Annotated in this window: 15 protein-coding genes and 1 tRNA gene; 6 read left to right on the top strand and 10 right to left on the bottom strand. The window is 63.6% G+C overall.

Going from position 1 to position 17,449, the window contains the following annotated elements; all coding sequences use genetic code 11:
* Positions 1-34: 34 nt before the first annotated feature.
* Positions 35-877, bottom strand: coding sequence for a fumarylacetoacetate hydrolase family protein (locus FXB41_RS20365; RefSeq protein WP_219682960.1), 843 nt, complete (start codon positions 875-877; stop codon positions 35-37).
* A 129-nt stretch (positions 878-1,006) separates the two neighbouring features.
* Entirely contained in the window at positions 1,007-1,855 is an 849-nt protein-coding gene (locus FXB41_RS20360; protein WP_219682959.1) for an MBL fold metallo-hydrolase, read from the bottom strand.
* A 123-nt stretch (positions 1,856-1,978) separates the two neighbouring features.
* On the opposite strand from FXB41_RS20360, the gene FXB41_RS20355 reads away from it, so the two are divergent.
* A complete protein-coding gene (locus tag FXB41_RS20355) occupies positions 1,979-2,458 on the top strand; it encodes a DUF3775 domain-containing protein (protein ID WP_007599599.1) in 480 nt (159 codons plus the stop codon).
* A gap of 12 nt (positions 2,459-2,470) precedes the next feature.
* Here FXB41_RS20355 and FXB41_RS20350 read toward each other — a convergent pair whose 3' ends face one another.
* The 5 genes from FXB41_RS20350 to FXB41_RS20330 form a co-directional block, all read right to left on the bottom strand.
* Complete coding sequence (locus FXB41_RS20350; RefSeq protein WP_007599601.1) at positions 2,471-3,460, bottom strand: NADPH:quinone reductase; 990 nt, start codon at positions 3,458-3,460, stop codon at positions 2,471-2,473.
* Positions 3,457-4,239: an SDR family oxidoreductase gene (locus FXB41_RS20345; RefSeq protein ID WP_007599602.1), complete on the bottom strand. Its 783-nt coding sequence runs from the start codon at positions 4,237-4,239 to the stop codon at positions 3,457-3,459. The genes FXB41_RS20350 and FXB41_RS20345 overlap by 4 nt, the downstream gene beginning before the upstream one ends.
* 131 nt (positions 4,240-4,370) lie before the next feature.
* Positions 4,371-4,883 carry a CvpA family protein gene (locus tag FXB41_RS20340; RefSeq protein ID WP_219682958.1) on the bottom strand — a complete coding sequence of 171 codons (513 nt, stop codon included), beginning with the start codon at positions 4,881-4,883 and terminating at the stop codon, positions 4,371-4,373.
* 104 nt (positions 4,884-4,987) lie between these two features.
* Entirely contained in the window at positions 4,988-6,580 is a 1,593-nt protein-coding gene (locus FXB41_RS20335; protein ID WP_219682957.1) for a GMC family oxidoreductase, read from the bottom strand.
* 115 nt (positions 6,581-6,695) lie between these two features.
* Positions 6,696-8,141, bottom strand: a complete 1,446-nt coding sequence (locus FXB41_RS20330) for a coniferyl aldehyde dehydrogenase (protein WP_219682956.1) — start codon at positions 8,139-8,141, stop codon at positions 6,696-6,698.
* A 313-nt stretch (positions 8,142-8,454) separates the two neighbouring features.
* Here FXB41_RS20330 and FXB41_RS20325 point away from each other — a divergent pair.
* Positions 8,455-8,531: transfer RNA gene (locus FXB41_RS20325), tRNA-Met, on the top strand.
* A gap of 117 nt (positions 8,532-8,648) precedes the next feature.
* Here FXB41_RS20325 and FXB41_RS20320 read toward each other — a convergent pair.
* On the bottom strand, positions 8,649-8,960 hold the full coding sequence (locus FXB41_RS20320; RefSeq protein WP_035973552.1) for an ArsR/SmtB family transcription factor: 312 nt from the start codon (positions 8,958-8,960) through the stop codon (positions 8,649-8,651).
* A 95-nt stretch (positions 8,961-9,055) separates the two neighbouring features.
* On the opposite strand from FXB41_RS20320, the gene FXB41_RS20315 reads away from it, so the two are divergent.
* Positions 9,056-9,808, top strand: coding sequence for an SDR family NAD(P)-dependent oxidoreductase (locus FXB41_RS20315; protein ID WP_106942175.1), 753 nt, complete (start codon positions 9,056-9,058; stop codon positions 9,806-9,808).
* A gap of 221 nt (positions 9,809-10,029) precedes the next feature.
* Here the strand turns inward: FXB41_RS20315 and FXB41_RS20310 are convergent, their stop codons facing one another.
* Positions 10,030-10,524 carry a hypothetical protein gene (locus FXB41_RS20310; protein WP_219682989.1) on the bottom strand — a complete coding sequence of 165 codons (495 nt, stop codon included), beginning with the start codon at positions 10,522-10,524 and terminating at the stop codon, positions 10,030-10,032.
* Between the two features lie 259 nt (positions 10,525-10,783).
* Between FXB41_RS20310 and FXB41_RS20305 the strand changes: the two genes are divergently transcribed.
* The 3 genes from FXB41_RS20305 (at position 10,784) to FXB41_RS20295 (ending at position 15,903) form a co-directional block, all read left to right on the top strand.
* Positions 10,784-13,837 carry an ATP-binding protein gene (locus FXB41_RS20305; RefSeq protein WP_219682955.1) on the top strand — a complete coding sequence of 1,018 codons (3,054 nt, stop codon included), beginning with the start codon at positions 10,784-10,786 and terminating at the stop codon, positions 13,835-13,837.
* 313 nt (positions 13,838-14,150) lie between these two features.
* The gene (locus FXB41_RS20300; protein WP_219682954.1) at positions 14,151-15,368 is read left to right on the top strand and encodes an OpgC domain-containing protein; all 1,218 of its coding nucleotides are present in this window, start codon (positions 14,151-14,153) and stop codon (positions 15,366-15,368) included.
* A 46-nt stretch (positions 15,369-15,414) separates the two neighbouring features.
* Positions 15,415-15,903 carry a DUF2059 domain-containing protein gene (locus tag FXB41_RS20295; protein WP_219682953.1) on the top strand — a complete coding sequence of 163 codons (489 nt, stop codon included), beginning with the start codon at positions 15,415-15,417 and terminating at the stop codon, positions 15,901-15,903.
* Between the two features lie 317 nt (positions 15,904-16,220).
* Here the strand turns inward: FXB41_RS20295 and FXB41_RS20290 are convergent, their stop codons facing one another.
* Positions 16,221-17,423 (bottom strand): MFS transporter, encoded by a 1,203-nt coding sequence (locus FXB41_RS20290; protein WP_007599621.1) that lies wholly within the window; start codon positions 17,421-17,423, stop codon positions 16,221-16,223.
* Between the last annotated feature and the right edge of the window lie 26 nt (positions 17,424-17,449).

Raw genomic sequence — 17,449 nt, 5'->3', positions numbered from 1 at the left:
GCAATGACGGCGTGGCGACAGTGATGATCGCGGCTTACGCCGCGACGATCTCCTGGCGCTGCTCGCCGAGGCCCTCGATTCCGAGCGTGATGACGTCGCCGACATTGAGGAAGGTCGGCGGCTTCATGCCGAGGCCGACGCCGGGCGGGGTGCCCGTCGTGATGATGTCGCCGGGCAGCAGCGTCATGAACTGCGAGACATAGGAGATGCACTTGGCCATCGAGAAGATCATGGTCTTGGTCGAGCCGGTCTGATGGCGCTGACCGTTGACGTCGAGCCACATCGGCAGGTTCTGCACGTCCTTGATCTCGTCCTTGGTGGCGAGCCAGGGGCCGAGCGGGCCGAACGTGTCGTGCGACTTGCCCTTGGTCCACTGACCCAGGCGCTCGATCTGGAAGGCGCGCTCGGAGACGTCGTTGCAGACGCAGTAACCGGCGACGTGGTTGAGCGCGTCGGCTTCCGAGACGTATTTTGCGTGCGTGCCGATGATGGCGGCGATCTCGACCTCCCAGTCGAGCTTGGTCGAGCCGCGCGGCTTCTCGACGGCGTCGTTCGGGCCGGACAGCGAGGTGTTGGCCTTCATGAAAATGATCGGCTCGCTCGGGATCTCCGCGCCGGTCTCCTTGGCGTGGTCGCTGTAGTTGAGGCCGATCGCCACGAATTTCGACATGCCGGTGACGGGGGCGCCGAACCGCGGCTTGCCGGAGACGGCGGGCAGCGAGGCCGGATCGAGCGCCGCCAGCTTCTTCAGGCTCTCGGGCGAATAGGCCTCGCCGGTCAGGTCCTTCACATGCGCCGAAAGGTCGCGCAACTGGCCGGATTTGTCGATCAGGCCGGGCTTTTCCGCACCCTTCTCGCCATAACGAACAAGCTTCATTCTCGTTTCTCCCTGGACTGGACCGATCGGTTGAACAGCTTCATGGAACAGGGCGGCGGGAAATTCAACCGCTCAAAGAGGGGCGCATTGCAGCCCTCTCAATTCGGGAGGTTCGTCCGGGGCACGAGACTAGGCCAGCGCCTCGAACCTGAATGCGTCCCTGTCCCGCTTGATATGCCCGGCCGAAAAATGCCCGCCGATCACCAGCGTCGGGGTGTCGGCAAACCGGCCGAACAATTCGCGCCGCGTCGTCGCCGACTGGCTTTGGTCGGAATCCGCGGTCGAGGACCAGCCGAGATGCGCCATCTGACAGGGATGATGGGCAACGTCGCCCGTCAGCAGTCCCTGCTCGCCGTCCGACTGGATCAGAATGCTCATATGCCCGGGGCTGTGGCCGGGGGTCGGGATCATGCTGATCTCCTCGCTGAGCCGGTGGTCGCTCGCGACCAACTCGGCCCGGCCGGCATCGACGATCGGCTTCACGGAATCGGCAAACACGGCCCACTTGTCCGGCTCGGTGGAATGGTCGCGCCAATGCTCATACTCGGTCTTGCCGAAGACATAGCGCGCGTTGGGGAAGGTCGGCACCCATTTGCCGTCGACCAGTCTCGTGTTCCAGCCGACATGATCGACATGAAGATGCGTGCACAGCACGGTATCGATGCTGTCAGGGGGAAAGCCCGCCGCAATCATCGTCTCCAGGAACGGCGTGGTGCGATTGTTCCAGGTCGGGACGTTGCGGCCCTGCTTGTCATTGCCAAGCCCGGTATCGACCACGATGCGGCGCGTCGGCGTCTCTACCAGCAGCGAATGGATCGACATTTTCAGCCGGCCCTCTTCGGTGGCGAAATGCGGGATCAGCCAAGGCAGCTTCTGGATTTCTGCATTGCTCGCCAAGGGCAGAATGAAGCGGGTCGAGCCGACCGTCTCTAATTCCACGACCTCAGTGATTTTGACCCTGCCGACCTTCCACTGCATCCGGCGCATCCTCATGTTCTTGCTTTGGCGGGGAACATGCGCAGTTTCGCCGTCAGGCGCAATGGATCATCTGACGCGGTGCGGCGTTATCGCGGGAACCCAGGGAAAGACAAAGGGCCAGCCATGCCAGAGCTTGCGATTTCCGCGGAGAAGGTCGCCTTCATCATCGAAAAGGCGCGTGAATTCGACGTCAAGCAGGCGGATTCCGATCCGGATTCCGGCTCGAATGCGACTGATGACGATGCGGTCGACGTCCTCGAGGATGACGGCTCCGATCCCGTCGTCAACGAACTCGGAAGTTTCATCGTGGCCTTGAACGAGGACGAGCAGATCGATCTCGTCACACTGACCTGGCTCGGCCGCGGCGACGGCACGATCGACGATTGGGACGATTTGCGCGCACGCGCGGTGGAGGCGCGCGCCGAGTATCGCAGTCCCCGGCGCGAGACGGCGCATTATCTGCTCGGTGAGCCGATGCTGGGCGATCTGCTCGCCGACGGGCTCGACGAATTCGGCGTCGACTGGACCGACGGAAACCCAGTCGCCGATTCATCCAGTCCGAGCCAGCGGGACGAAGACGAGCCCACCAAGCAACAGCGGTGATCCCGGCCGATATCAGCGCGCGCAGTCGACGACCACGGTGCCGAGCTTGTCGCCTTTCTCGACGGCGATATGGGCCTGCGCCGTCTCCGACAGCGCAAACTGCGCCGCGACATTGTGGATTCGCGGTCCCGCCGCCAGCCATTTCGAGATGTCGGCCTGCGCCGCCGCAAGCAGCGCCGGCGGCAGCGCGAACAAGACGAGCGAGCGGAGCGTGATGCACTTTTCCATCAACTCGCGTATCGGCACGGTCGGCGTGCGGTTGCCATTCGTGGCGTAGACCGCGATGGTCGAATTCATGGCCATCAACTTCAGCGTCGTCGCAATGTTGCCGCCGAAATCGACATCGACCAAGTGGTCGACCCCGCGTCCGCCGGTGAAGGCCATCGCCTTGGCAACGACATCTTCGTCCCTGTAATTGACCACGAGATCGGCACCGGCTTGTCGCGCCTGCTCGCCCTTCATCGCCGAGCTGACGGTCGCGATCACCTGCGCGCCGCCCCATTTCGCGAGTTGCACGGCGTAATGCCCGACGGCACCCGCGCCGCCGGTGACCAGCACGGTCTTGCCGACGATCGGCCCGTCCGCAAACAGGGAGCACCACGCCGTCATTGCGGGAATGCCCAGCGTCGCGCCTTCCGCAAAAGAGAGATTGTCCGGCAGCGGCGTCACCAGGTGCTCGGCAAGCGCGATATGTTCGGCCGCGGTGCCAAAGGCGCGGCCGTTGCGCTGGCCGTTGAACAGCCAGACCCTGTCGCCGATCTTGAACCCCGTCGCGCCATCGCCGATCTGGTCGATAAAGCCCGCGCCATCGCTGTTCGGAATGACACGCGAAAATTCCTTCGTGCGATAGCTGCCCCCGCGCCGGCCGACATCGGCCGGATTGACGCCGGAGGCTTCCAGGCGAACACGAACTTCGCCTGGACCTGCGACCGGCGTCGCCATCTCACCATAGGTGAGGACGTCCGCCGCCGGTCCTGTCTCCTCGTACCAGACTGCTCTCACAGCGTTCCTGGGAATGCACCGCCATCGAGCAGAAGGTTCTGCCCGGTGATGAAGCCCGCCTTGGCGCCGCACAGGAAGGCGCAGGCGTAGCCGAACTCGTCGGGGTCGCCGAAGCGGCCCGCGGGATTGAGCTTGGCGCGCTCGGCCAGAACCTGGTCCGGCGTGATGCCGCGCTTCTCGGATTCGCCTTTCGCGGTGCTGCGCAGGCGGTCGGTCTCGAACGGGCCCGGCAGCAGGCCGTTGATGGTGACGTTGTTGATCACGGTCTTGCGCGACAGGCCGGCAATGAAGCCGGTGAGGCCGGCGCGCGCTCCGTTGGAGAGACCGAGAATGTCGATCGGCGCCTTCACCGCGGCCGAGGTGATGTTGACGATGCGGCCGAATTTGCGCGTCATCATGCCGTCCACGGTCGATTTGATCAGCTCGATCGGGGTCAGCATGTTGGCGTCGATCGCCTTGATCCAGTCGTCGCGGGTCCAGTTGCGGAAATCGCCGGGCGGCGGTCCGCCGGCATTGTTGATCAGGATATCCGGCTCGGGGCAGGCCTTCAGCACGGCCTCGCGGCCCGCCGGCGTCGTGATGTCGCCGACGATCTCGGTGACGGTCACATCAGGATAGGCCTTGCGGATGTCGTCCGCCGTCTTCTTCAGGGCCTCGGCGCCGCGCGCGGTCAGCGTGACGTGAACGCCGGCCTCGGCCAGCGAGATGGCGCAGGCGCGTCCGAGGCCTTTGCTGGATGCGCAGACGATGGCGCGGCGACCTTTGATCCCAAGATCCACTGTTTCACTCCCGTAATGTCAGCTAGGTTTTTAGAGCCGCTATTCTAGCCAACCTTGGCGCCGCTGATAAGGGATTGGCTCGCATCAAAATGCATGCACGCTCGCGCGGCGATGCAAATGTGCGGGCATCATCAGATGTGCCGCTCCTGCTTGAGACGGTCGATCGCGGAGGCCGCCTCCGGCGGCAGCGACTTGAAGCCCATCCGGCCGACCGTCGAGAACAGCGGCCGCAGGTGCGAACCGGCGAGAAACGGCGGCTCGCGGTTAGCCGGCACGATCTGGTCGAACACCAGCACCAGGGTGGTGGCGACGAGGCCGACCCTGATGGCGCCGAGCGCTGCGCCGCCAAGCCGGTCGCCGATGCCGGCCTGCCGTATCGTGTCGCTCAGCGCCAGCCGGCCGAGATGTCCAAACAGCATGCCGACTACCACGAAGATGCTGAAGAACCAGAGCCAGTTCTGCAACAGCGGCGCATTCGGATTGCCCGCGACCTGAGGGACGATCAGCGGCATCAACGCGACGGCGATGGGGGCGGCGAGGAGATAGGCCAGGATCGTCATGGCGCTGCCGAGCAGGCCGGTCCTGAAGCCGAAGCCGATCGCGATGACGAACGCCGCATAGACGGCGAGATCGAAACTGTTCATGCGCGGGAGCCTGCCATGGAACGAGTGAACGCAGAACCAATCATTCCGGTTTCAGATCGTTAAAATCGTCTGTACTTTTCCTGGCTCCGACAGCTCAGGAGACACTACCGCATCTCCGCCCGGATCATATCGGCCGCCTTCTCCCCGATCATGATCGTCGCCGCATTGGTGTTGCCGCCGATCAGTGTCGGCATGATCGAGGCGTCGACGACGCGCAGGCCTTCCATGCCGTGCACCTTCAGCGCCGGATCGACCACGGCCATCGCGTCGGTGCCCATCTTGCAGGTGCCGACGGGGTGATAGACGGTGTCGACACGCGCGCGCAGGATGGCGCGGATGTCGTCGTCCGTTCTCACATCGGACGTGAACATGTCCTTCTTCTGCAACGCGCGCATCGCGGGCGTCTCCATCAGCCGTCGCGTGGTCTTGAAGCCCGCGACCATCGTCTCGAGATCCTCCGCCTCGCCCAGAAAATTCGGATCGATCATCGGCGCTGCCAGCGGATCGGCGCTTTTCAGCCAGACGCTGCCACGGCTCTTCGGCCGCAACAGGCAGACATGGCATGAGAAGCCCGCCTCCTTGTGCTTCTTGCGGCCGTGGTCGTCGAGCATCGCGATGATGAAGTGCAGCTGGATGTCGGGCACATCGAGGTCGGCTCGGGTCTTCAGGAAGCCGCCACACTCGGCGAAATTGGTGGTCATCAGCCCGCGCCGCTCCCGGCGGTAGCGCTGGATGGCGCGGAGCAGGGATGGCAGCCGTCCGATCGATGAATGGACGAAGTGCGGATAGTCGGAGGCGTAGACGAACACGAAATCCGGATGGTCCTGCAGATTGCGTCCGACGCCCGGCAAATGATGCGCGACGCCGATGCCTTGCGCGGCAAGCGCCTCGCCGTCGCCGATGCCTGACAGCATCAGCAATTGCGGTGACTGGAAGGCGCCGGAGGCGAGGATCACCTCGCGCCGCGCGCGCAGCTGTTTTGTCTGCTTGCCCTGTAGATATTCAATGCCGACCGCGCGCCCGCCTTCGAACAGGATGCGCGTGGCATGCGCCTGCGTCTCGATACGCAGATTGGCGCGCTTGTCCATGTGGGGATGCAGATAGGCGCGCGCCGCGCTCCAGCGCTCGCCATTGTGCTGGGTCACCTGGTAGCTGCCGAGCCCTTCGTGGTCCTCTCCGTTGAAGTCCTCGCGGATGCGGAACTGCGCCTCGCGGGCGGCCTGATGGAAGACGTCGTGGATCGGATTGTCCGAGCGCAGCCTGTTGACATGCAGCGGGCCGCCCTTGCCGTGATATTCGCCGTCGAAATCGGCGTTGTTCTCCGAGCGCTTGAAATAGGGCAGCACGTCCGCATACGACCAGCCGGCATTGCCGAGCGAGGCCCAATGGTCGTAGTCCCATTTGTTGCCGCGGATATAGACCATGGCGTTGATCGCCGAGGACCCGCCGAGCCCCTTGCCGCGCGGTTGATAGCCGATACGGCCGTTCAATCCCTTCTGCGGCACGGTATCGAAGCCCCAGTTCGCCGCCTTGTACGGCAAGGCGAGTCCGAACGGCGTGGTGATCCGCCAATTGTCGTTCCGTCCGCCGGCATCGAGCAGCGCCACGGATGTTCCCGCGTCCTCCGACAGCCGCCCCGCCACCGCGCAGCCGCCGGAGCCCGCGCCCACGACGACGAAATCGAATGTGTCCGTCACTGATGTTTCCCCCTCTTGCATTTTTCTTCTCGTCATTGCGAGCAAAGCGAAGCAATCCAGAATCCCACCGCGGAGACAGTCTGGATTGCTTCGCTGCGCTCGCAATGACGAGCAATTACGACATGAACCGCATCATCTTCTCCAGCCGCGCGATCTTGCCGCCGTAGGGCGGATAGAGGTCGGCGAGCCGGTTGAATTTCGAGCGATAGAACACCGGCTTCAGCTTGCTGAAGGTGCGAAAGCCCCATTCGCCGTGATAGGCGCCGGTGCCGGATGCGCCGACGCCGCCCATCGGCTGGTTGATTTGCGCGAAGTGGAACAGGCAGTCGTTGATGGTGACGCCGCCGGAGACGGTGCGCGCCAGCACCTCGTCGCGCGCAATGCGATCCTTGCCGAACCAGTACAGCGCCAGCGGCCGGTCGCGGGCGTTGACGAAGGCGATGGCATCGGCCGGTTCGCGATAGCCGAGCACGGGGAGCACCGGGCCGAAAATCTCCTCCTGCATGACCGCCATGTCTGCGGTTGCGCCCACGATCAGCGTCGGCGGGAATTTGCGGTGTGCCTTCCAGTTGGGATCGTCCGCCTTCGCCGGCTGCAGGATCTTTGCGCCGCGACGTGTCGCATCCGCGACGAGATTTTCCAGCCGCGCATAATGCCGGTCGGAGATCATGGAAGTGTAGTCCTTGTTGGCGGGATCGGTGCCGAACATGCGCCGCATCTGCGCGCGGACTTTTTCGGCGAAGGCCTGCAACGCGCGCTCGGGCACCAGCACATAATCGGGCGCGATGCAGGTCTGCCCGGCATTGAGCAGCTTGCCGTAGGCGATGCGTTCGGCGGCCTCTTCGAAGTCGGCCGAGACGTCGATGATAACAGGCGACTTGCCGCCGAGCTCAAGCGTGACCGGCGTCAGATTGCGCCCCGCGGCTTCAGCGACCAGTCGTCCCACCCGGGTCGAGCCGGTGAACACCAGATGATCGAACGGCAGCGATGCAAAGGCTTTTGCGATCTCGTCCTCGACCCCGGTGACGAGCACTTCCGCAGCGTCGAACCGCGCGGCGACCGTCTCCTTCAGCAGCGCTGAGAAATGGGCGACGTGTTCGCTCGGCTTGATGATGACGCGGTTGCCGGCGGCAAGCGCGCCGATGGCGGGCGCGAGCGTCAGCTGCAGCGGATAATTCCACGGCGCGATGATGCCGACGACGCCGAGCGGCTGCGGCATCAGCCGGTTGCGCGCGGGCATGAATTGCAGCGCCGTCGAAACGCGCTGCGGCGCCATCCAGCTCTTGAGGTGCTTGCTGGCATGACGGATCTCGGAGAACACCATCATAGTCTCGGCGATATTGGTCTCGACCGCGCAGCGGTGGCCGAAATCCGCCGAGATCGCCTGCCGGAAGCGCTCCTCGTTGTCGGCGACGACAGTGCGCAGCCGTGCCAGCCGGTCGAGCCGCTCGGCAAGGCCAGCCGCCGGCTCGGCCCGCGACCGCGCGACCATGGTATGGAAGGCGTCTTCGAGGGCCCCAAGCGGGGCGGTCACCGGGGGCTGGTCCAAGGCGTGGTCCATGGCGTTCTCCCCCTTTTAAGTGGCGTTTCCGCCTGGTTTTGTTGCCGCAAGCTGGCCCCTTGTGGAACTTCTGGCAAGGGCGGGCCAAACAGGCCGCAAATTCGTCCACCGCGCTGTCATAAAGTCGAAAAAAACGTCCCCGCAGCCCTTTCCAAAGCCACCCCGGGTTGGTACATACCGCCCGCACCCAACGGGCTTTGCTCGGGGTTGCCTTCCAAGGAAGCCTTCGGGACGAACGAAGCAAGCCACGCGAACAGCGCCGGCCCTTCATTCACCGTCCCCGGCACTTTCACGAAGGCAAAGCAACGGTTAACGCGGGGTGGAGCAGCCCGGTAGCTCGTCAGGCTCATAACCTGAAGGTCATAGGTTCAAATCCTATCCCCGCAACCAAGTTCGGACCTTACCGGTCCCGATATGAAAATGGCCCGCTTCATGCGGGCCATTTTTGTTTTGCATTCGTCCTGTGGAGACTTCGGCCTCTCATGATGCTTGAGCAGGCGACTGCCCTCACTCCGGATAACTCAAAATCATTTTCAGCAACTTCGGAAACCGCGCATTGATGTCCTCCTCGCGCAGGACATTGCGGTGCTGGACGCCTTGCTTGGACGTCCGGATCAGGCCGGCCTCGCGCAGGATACGAAAATGGTTCGACAGGGTCGACTTGGCCATGTCAGGGCAAGGCGCCGCCTCGGTGCACGACATGCAATCGTTCTGTGCGGCCAGGCTCTTGACGATCCTCAGCCGCATCGGGTCCGCGAGCGCTCCCAGCACCCCAGCCAGTGAAATCTCGCTCCGCGGTGGGTGAACGAACTGCACCATGAACAAAATATAGCACCTCCCTTGAACTCATTCAATAGTTCACTAATATTGAACTATTGAATATCGGCGTCGTGCCGGACGGTGGAGAACATGTGATGACCAAGAGACTCGAAGGAAAAGTTGCGCTCGTGACCGGCGCATCCAAAGGCATCGGTGCCGAAATCGCCGCCCGGCTCGCGGCCGAGGGCGCGGCGGTCGCCGTCAATTACAGCTCCAGTAAGCAGGCCGCCGACCGCGTGGTTGCCGCCATCGTCGCCAAGGGTGGCAAAGCCGTCGCGGTCCACGGCAATCTGGCCGACGCCAAGGACGTGACAAGCGTGGTCGCAGAGACCGTAAAGGCGTTCGGCGCGATCGATATCCTCGTCAACAACGCGGGCATTTACGAATTCGCCCCGCTGGAGGCCATCACGCCTGAGCATTTCCATAGGCAATTCGACCTCAATGTGCTTGGCCTGCTGCTGGTCTCGGGCGAAGCGTCGAAGCACTTCAACGCCAATGGCGGAAGCATCATCAACATCAGCTCCGGCGTATCGACCATCGCGCCGGCGAACACAGCCGTCTACACCGCGACCAAGGCGTCGGTGGATGCAATCTCCGCCGTCCTGGCGAAGGAGCTGGCGCCGCGCAAGATCCGCGTCAACGCCGTCAACCCGGGCATGATCGCGACCGAAGGCGTCGTCTCGGCCGGCCTGCACGAAGGTGACATGCGCAACTGGATCGAATCCACCACCCCGCTCGGCCGCATCGGCAAGGTCGAGGAGATCGCTGCCGCGGTGGCCTTCTTCGCTTCGGACGACGCATCGTACGTCACGGGCGAGACGCTTCACGTCACCGGCGGCCTTCGCTGAACTTGTCGGCTTTAGGAGGAAATGGCGCGCCTTGCGCGCGCCATTTTTGCTCGGAGCGCAAAGGCAGCTCAGAACTGCGCAATAGCCTTCCCGTCCGCCGCCGACCAGGATCGACAGCGCCTCGGCGTGCGGGGAGATCCGGGAGTCATTGCCTCCCGCGTGCCTGTCGGCGAGCGCGGGAGGTGCGGCAGCCATTCTGACGCGTCGAATGCATCCGAAGTTCAGGGTCTGTGCGGACAGACCATCGTCAGATAGAGCAGCGTCGGCGCCTTGTCGTCGCCATCGCGATATTCCCACTCCAGCCGAATCTCATGCCGGTGCGCATAGGCGTCGCTCGCCTTGTGCGTGACGATCTTCGTCTTCATCGGGATCGGCGGCTCGGAGTTGAAGCATTTCCGCACGCAGGCATCGAGCAGATCGCATCGCGTCAAGGGGATGACGCCCGGCTCGTCTTTGGACAAGGGGATCGTGTTGGGTTGGGTGCTGAGATCGACGCGAGCCCGGCCCTTTTCCTTGTGCCAGTACGCCGCGCTCCCATCCGGCCATTTGTCCGCCGGCGTCAGGATCAGGTGATACTGCCCGTATTCCAGCGTCGGCAGGTGGATGTCCGGGGACGCCTTGAGGATGTCCACGCTCCGCTGCATGTTTTCCAGCGGGAAATAGTTGTCGTTCATCAAATCTTTGAATGGCTCTTCGCTATATACTCTCGCGCCCATTGTCTTTCCTCCAAATCTGGCGTCGCCGGGCGCAGTATTTGGCTGTCCGGCAACACCGACCCACCCCATCGCCCGCCGTGCGCGGAATGAAGTTACCACCCGGCAGCGCATCTCGTCCATCCAAGGAGCCTTCGTCAACTGCGATCTGTCGATTGTGGGCCAGTGGGCTGATTGCTTGGCAGCCGTCATCGAGTAGTCTTACATTCGTTGCTCGCGGCCTCTTGCACGAGCCAGGCCGCAACCGTTCGAAGGCGCTGGAATGCACTGCTTTACATGCCAGTCTACGATCACCCCGGGCGACAGCTGGTGCGCCAAATGCGGGGCGGCCGTGCGTCACCGCGTCGAACCGGATAGCGAGCGACGGTTTGTGACGATCCTTCGTGCGGACGTCATCGATTCCACCGGTCTTGTTGCCGAATTGGAGCCGGAGGAAGCGGTCTCTCGCTTGGAGCCCGCACTGGCGGCCATGAGGGGCGCGGTGCGTCAGTTCGGAGGCATCGTCAGCAAGGAGCTTGGCGACGGAGTGGCAGCGGTGTTTGGTGCCCCGATCGCCGATGACAATCATGCCCCGCTGGCGTGCCATGCGGCGATCGAGCTCGTCCGGCGGGTTGCAGGCCTGGGGGATGCCGGGCTTCAGGTCCGGATCGGCCTCCATTCCGGACACGTCGTCGCCTATATGGTCGCCAGCGAATTCTCCAAAGTCTACGAGATCGGCGGCGCCGCCCAACATCTGGCCGCGCGGCTGGAAGCGGCGGCAGAGGCCAACCAGATCTACGTGTCCGAAGCTTGCCAGCAACTCGCGGACGGGCACGTCCGCTTCGATTTTCTGGGCCGCAAGGCATTGCGTGGCTTCGCGGAGCCCCTGCCGGTCTACCGGGTCATGGGCGCGAGCGACCTTTCGAGCTGGAGAGTGCGGCGGGCACGCAGTATTTCTCGGTTCGTCGATCGAACTGTCGAGCGCGCCTTGTTGAGACGCACGGCGGATAATGCCGGCTCGAGCCGACAGACCGTTCTTCTGCTGGGGGACGCTGGCATAGGAAAGTCACGACTGGCGCACGAATTTGCCCAGGACCTGAAGGCCGCGGGTTGGCGCCTGATCGATGCGGAGTGCAGCCCGAATTTGCAGGGAGCGCCATTCAGCACGCTCAAACGCGTGCTGCTTTCGATTTTTGAGACGACAGCAAGGGAAATGGGCAGCGCACGCGACCCTCGGTCCGATTTGCCGGTGATCGAACAATGCGCCGTCGAGGCAGTGCTGGACCTTCCGATCTCGCATCCGCAGTGGGATGAACTGGAGCCTCACGCGCGAGGACGTGCAATTTCCGACGCGAGCTGCGCCATTGTCGGGAGTGTAGCGCGTCACCAGCGCACAGTGCTCCTGATCGAGGACCTGCATTGGATCGATCGGGCCAGCGATACTGTGGTGGCTGCTCTGTCGTCACTACAGGCCGCCGGTCTTCTTGTGCTCCTTACAAGCAGGCCGGACGGCATGCCATTCTGGGTCGCGCGCTGCCAGGCTGAAGTCGTTGCGATGCGCCCATTGGACGATGATTCCAGTCGGGACATGCTGGGCGACATGCTCGGGTCATCGGACAATGCCGATCTGAAAGACCGGATCATTTCTCATACGGCCAACGTCCCACTCTTTATCGAGGAGGTCTGCCGTGGCCTCAAGGACAACGGCACGCTTCGGGGCCAGTGGGGCGACCTCGCTTTGGTCCGTCCGATCGACGAGCTTGGAATTCCCACGAGTATCCAGGGGGTCATTGCTGCGCGGCTCGATCGCTTGGCGAGGCCGGAACGCCAAATCTTGCAGATCGCGGCTACTCTGGGGCGACGATCCAGCGAAGCCATATTACGGAGCGTCGCGGCGCTCCCCGAAGACGTCTTTCAGACCTCCTTGGCGGCGCTTGATCGAGTCGATCTGCTGGTCAGGATCGATAGCGAATTGGAGAGTGTTCTTGAGTTTCGGCACGACATGGTCCGCCAAGTGACCTACGAATCGATGGTCGAAAAAGTACGTGAAAGCATTCATTCGCGCATTCTATCGGCGCTAGAGTCCGACGGACGAAAACCCAGCGATTCTGACGAGCTTTGTTATCATGCGACTCGTGCAAAGGATTGGGACAGGTCCTTTGTCCACGGCCGGGCGGCAGCGCAAAAGTGTCTGGCTCGTTCTGCGTTTTCAGATGCTGCCACCTACTTCCAAACCGCGATGAAGTCGCTGGATATGATGCCGACGGGGCCTTCGCGTGAAGCTCGCGCGATAGATGTTCGTATCGAAGCACGCTCGGCCTTCATGGCGTCTGGACTGGTGGCCGAATGGTTTGAGCTTGGAAGAGAAGCGGAACGGCGGGCTAATGTCATAGATGATACCGCAAGAAAGATCGCCGCCATGACCGTCAGAGCGGCCGCCCAGAACTTTTACGGTACGCCGATAGAGGCGGTTGCAACCGGTGAACAGATCGTCAGCCTTGCGGAGCACGGAGGAGATCTCGGATGGCTCAACGTTGCGCTGTATGGCTTAGGGCAGGCCTATTTCCTCGCCGGACGCTACCGGGAAGCAGAGCGGACGGTCGCAAGAGCCTGCTATCGACTAGAGGGGCCAAATGCCGACGCCCCCAAGAGCACCATGCCTAAATATGTGCTCCTGCTCTGCTGCATGATGAAGAGCTTCACCCACACCGTGATGGGTGAGTTCGAGGCCGCCGAGCAGCTCCAGCAGCAAGCCGCCGCGATCGCGGAGGAGACCGGCCGCCCCTACGACCGCGTCGCGGCGGCCTATAGCGGCGGCTGGCTGATGCTCGGCCGCGGCGAGCCGGCGGCGGCCGCGGCCATTCTCGAGGACGGTTTTGTCCTGGCGCAGAAGCACGGCATCCGGCTGTTCGTGCCGGTGCTCGCCTGCCATCTCGGCATGGCCTATCTGGAGCAGGGGCTGTTCGACCGGGCGCGCGGCATGCTGACGGAAGCGCGTGAGGAGGCGAAGGCGGTCGGCTATACCTCGGCGGTGCTGCGCAGCTCGATCTATCTGGCGCTCGCCACCCACCGTCTCGGCGACGTCCAGGCCGCGCAGAACATGCTGCGCGAGGCCCGCAACACCGCGCGGCAACAGGGGTTCTCCGGCCTGGAGGCGGAGGCCCTGTTCGGCGAGGCCGTGGTGACGCCGCCGTCGGATGCGGAGGCCAAGGCGGCGATCCTTGGCGCCCTGCGCGCGACCATCGCGATCGCCGCCGAGAGCGGCGCGCTGCCGCTGCGGCACAAAGCCGAGGCGATGCTCAACGAAATGCAGGCGACGGGTGACGAGCTCAGCTGACGGGAGCCGCGGCCGGACCCCCGTCGCGGGCCAAATCTGCCCGACGCGTCAAATAAATTCAGTAGGCGTCGCAAGGACTTAGCTACTGTGCATGGGGTTGTTTTCGCTCTTTTATTTTGAAGGGCCCCCCATGGTGCAGCGCGGAGGACGGCACGCTGGTGCGGCCCGCTCCGATGACTATGCCCTTGCACGCGCAGCAAGGTCGGCTACCGTCGGCCCTGGCCACACGGCCAGGCGACTTTTGATTTCAATTTTTTAGCATCCGATTTTCCGGCGCCGCGACGGCGCGACGCCCACCGAACGAGGCGGGGCCATGATCACACGGGACCAGTCAGCGCTGCTCGCGCCGGTCGAGCGGGATTTGCGGCTCGATCTCTTCCGCGGCATCGGTCTGTGGATGATCTTCCTCGACCACATCCCGCACGACGTCGTGGCCTGGCTGACCTTGCGCAATTACGGCTTCAGCGACGCCGCCGAATTCTTCGTCTTCATCTCCGGTTATCTGGTCGGCTGGATCTACGGCCCGATCGTCGCGGGCGGCTGGTTTGTCGCCGCGCTGAAGCGGCTGTGGCGGCGCGCGGTCGAGATGTATGTCGCCCACATCATGCTGTTCCTGCTGTTCACGGCACAGATCGCCCGCACCGCGCGCCGCTTCGACAACCCGATGTACGAGCACGAGTTCAACGTGTTCAATTTCCTGTCGCATCCGGACGAGTTGATCGGGCAGGCGATCCTGCTGAAATACAAGCCGGTCAATCTCGACGTGCTGCCGCTCTACATCACGCTGGTGTTCGCCTCGCCTTTCATCGTGTGGTGCCTGGTGCGGCGGCCGAACCTGACGCTCGCCGCGTCCGTGGTGCTCTACGTGCTGGCGCGCTGGTTCGACTGGAACGTCGCCTCCTATCCGCCCGGCACGCACTGGTACTTCAATCCGTTCTGCTGGCAGCTGATGTTCGTGTTCGCTGCCTGGTGCGGCATCGGCCAGATCGACAAGATCGCGACATGGGTGTGGTCCAAGGCGGCAATGACGTTGGCCGCGGCCTGGCTGGCGTTCGCGCTGCTGATCGTGATGACCTGGCACGTCCCCTCGCTCGATGCCCTGATCCCGAAATGGATGATCAAGGCGATCTACCCGATCGACAAGACCGACCTCGACATGCTGCGCTTCACGCATTTCCTGGCGCTGGCAATCTGGGTGACGCACCTCATCTCGCGCAAATGGCGGACCCTGCACGGGGCCTGGCTGCGCCCCGTGATCCTCTGCGGTCAGCATTCGCTGCCGATCTTCTGCCTCGGCGTCTTCCTGTCGTTCTCGGCGCACTGGATCCTGACGCAATACACCAAGGGCGTCTGGGAACAGCTCGCGGTCTCCGTCGTCGGCATCGTCATCATGATCGCCGCCGCCTGGCTGCTCGACCGGGCCGAACGGGTGCCGAACCTGTTCGTGAAGGTGACGGAGATCGAGGAGGCCGACACCGTCCTGGAAAGCGCGCCCGCGGACAGGTCTGCCGTGGCGCCCGCGGGTCATTGAGGATCGCCGGCCTGCATTTTCGTGGAGAGATCCAACGGAGAAGTTTATGTCCAGACTTGTGTTGACGATCGCCGGCACCCTCCTGCTTCTGATCTCGGGTGCATCGGCGCAAGCACCCTCGCCGGAGGCGATGAGCGCGGCGCGCAAGCTCGTGGTCACCCTGAAGATCGCGGATCAGTATCGCGCGCTGTTGCCGCAGCTCCTGCTCAAGCTGAGGCCCGTGGTCGCGCAGGACAGGCCGGAGATCGAACGCGACTATGACGCAGTGACGGCACCCGGCTCCGAGATCTACACTCCGGCCCTCACCTCGATGATCGACCAGGTCGCCGCTCTCTACGCCCAGAGCTTCAGCATCGACGAGCTGCGCCAGATCGAGGCCTTCTATGTCCAGCCGGCCGGGAAGAAGCTTCTGGAGAAGTCGGATGCGCTGGCGCAGGCAAGCGCGCAGATCGGCCAGGACGTCGGCCAGAAGACGGCCGACGAATTGAAGCAGCGTCTCATCGAGGCGCTGCGCCAGAAGGGGCACAAGCTCTGAGCTTGCCGCGCTCGCTGGCTGATTGACGCGGCCAGCGCCCGCGCGGCTCGACGTGTTCTTGGGGCCGCAAATCTATCTCGGCGCCTCCGGCGTGATCACGGGCAAGCCTGCGGCCGACAACATCCTCTCATTGATCCAGGCGCACAAGGTCACGTCGTTCTTCGCGCCGCCGACGATCTGGATCGCGGGCAAGCGCGAGCTGCGCCAGCGCTTCGTCGGCGGTGAACGCTCGACAAGGCGATCCAGAAGAATTTTGGGACTTGACGCATTCCTCTTCTCGCTCTCCCGCAAGAACAGGGAGAGCGAAAAAGGACGCCTCAATACTTCTTCACATGGGCACCGAACGCGAACCACAGCGCCATCGACGCGAGGCCAAAACCGCCGAGCAGCAGGAACGTCGGGCCGTAGCCGATCCATTGCGCGATCCAGCCACCAAGCGCGGGACTGAGGCTCGCGCCGATGCCCTGCACAGTGATCACGGCACCCTGGCCGAGATTGATGCGGCCGGTGCCGTTGAGCGCGCGCGCGACCATGCCGGGGACGGCAACCGTCTGGAGTCCCGTGCCGATGCCGTCGAGCACCTGCATCGGTACGACGCCCCACCAGCCCGTGACGAAGAAGGCGAGCACGCCGCGGATGGGCAGGAACATGAAGGAGACGAGGATGACAGGCCAGTAGTTGCGCTTGCTCGCCGCTTTCATGGCGATCAGCGATGTGATGATCATGACGCCTTGCGCGATCACCACGGTGGTCGCCACGAAGCTCGGGCCATTGGCTTGGCCTTCCGCGACCGCCGCCAGGCCATAGAGCGGAACGATGGCGGCATTGCCGAGATGAAACAGCGCGAGCGCCAATGCCAGCACCAGCAGCGCGCGGTGCTTGAGCAGCATCGTGAACGCGTCTGGCGCGCTGTCGGGATCGTCCTCCTTGCTGCCGCGCGCAGCGCGATCGTCGATCGCCTTGGCCGGGATCATCATCACGCAGGCGATCGCGATGGCGCCGAACACAGCCGCCAACACGAACACCGAGACGTAGCCGAACTTGTAACCCAGATAGCCCGACAGCGCGGCGCCGACCATGTTGCCGGCGTGGTTGAAGGCCTGGTTGCGGCCGTTGAGCGCGTTGAAGCCCTTCTGCTTGGCAATGCCGAGCGTGATGCCTGTGACAGCCGGCACGATCGCGGCGCTCGCAAGGGATTGTGCGACTTGCGAGAACGTCACTGCCCAGAAATTCTGCGAGATCAGGATGATCGCGGACGCGAGCACCACGCAGATGCCGGGAATCACGACCCACATGCGCTTGTTGCGGCTGGCGTCGATGAAGCCGCCGATCGGCGTGGTGATCAGCATGCCCGCGACATTGCCGATCGTCATCGCGGTACCGATCAACCCGCTCGCCCAGCCGCGCTCCTGGAGGAAGACGCCGACGAAAGGGCCGATGCCCGACTGCATGTCGGCCATGAAGAAGTTGAGAGCGAACAGGGGCCAGATACGAGACGAGGAGGGGGACCGCGATGTCATCGATACCAAAAATTGGTCTCAGCCGG

The sequence above is a fragment of the Bradyrhizobium canariense genome, assembly GCF_019402665.1.
GTDB classification, from domain to species: Bacteria; Pseudomonadota; Alphaproteobacteria; order Rhizobiales; family Xanthobacteraceae; genus Bradyrhizobium; species Bradyrhizobium canariense.
Note: the sequence above shows the minus strand (reverse complement) of the source record. Positions and strands in the feature narration are given on the sequence as shown.

What these genes read in the sequence shown, in the direction of transcription:
- FXB41_RS20365 (WP_219682960.1), bottom strand. Translation starts at nt 877, where the DNA reads ATGAAGCTTGTTCGTTATGGCGAGAAGGGTGCGGAAAAGCCCGGCCTG.
- FXB41_RS20360 (WP_219682959.1), bottom strand. Translation starts at nt 1,855, where the DNA reads ATGCAGTGGAAGGTCGGCAGGGTCAAAATCACTGAGGTCGTGGAATTA.
- FXB41_RS20355 (WP_007599599.1), top strand. Translation starts at nt 1,979, where the DNA reads ATGCCAGAGCTTGCGATTTCCGCGGAGAAGGTCGCCTTCATCATCGAA.
- FXB41_RS20340 (WP_219682958.1), bottom strand. Translation starts at nt 4,883, where the DNA reads ATGAACAGTTTCGATCTCGCCGTCTATGCGGCGTTCGTCATCGCGATC.
- FXB41_RS20330 (WP_219682956.1), bottom strand. Translation starts at nt 8,141, where the DNA reads ATGGACCACGCCTTGGACCAGCCCCCGGTGACCGCCCCGCTTGGGGCC.
- FXB41_RS20320 (WP_035973552.1), bottom strand. Translation starts at nt 8,960, where the DNA reads ATGGTGCAGTTCGTTCACCCACCGCGGAGCGAGATTTCACTGGCTGGG.
- FXB41_RS20315 (WP_106942175.1), top strand. Translation starts at nt 9,056, where the DNA reads ATGACCAAGAGACTCGAAGGAAAAGTTGCGCTCGTGACCGGCGCATCC.
- FXB41_RS20310 (WP_219682989.1), bottom strand. Translation starts at nt 10,524, where the DNA reads ATGGGCGCGAGAGTATATAGCGAAGAGCCATTCAAAGATTTGATGAAC.
- FXB41_RS20305 (WP_219682955.1), top strand. Translation starts at nt 10,784, where the DNA reads ATGCACTGCTTTACATGCCAGTCTACGATCACCCCGGGCGACAGCTGG.
- FXB41_RS20300 (WP_219682954.1), top strand. Translation starts at nt 14,151, where the DNA reads ATGATCACACGGGACCAGTCAGCGCTGCTCGCGCCGGTCGAGCGGGAT.
- FXB41_RS20295 (WP_219682953.1), top strand. Translation starts at nt 15,415, where the DNA reads ATGTCCAGACTTGTGTTGACGATCGCCGGCACCCTCCTGCTTCTGATC.
- FXB41_RS20290 (WP_007599621.1), bottom strand. Translation starts at nt 17,423, where the DNA reads ATGACATCGCGGTCCCCCTCCTCGTCTCGTATCTGGCCCCTGTTCGCT.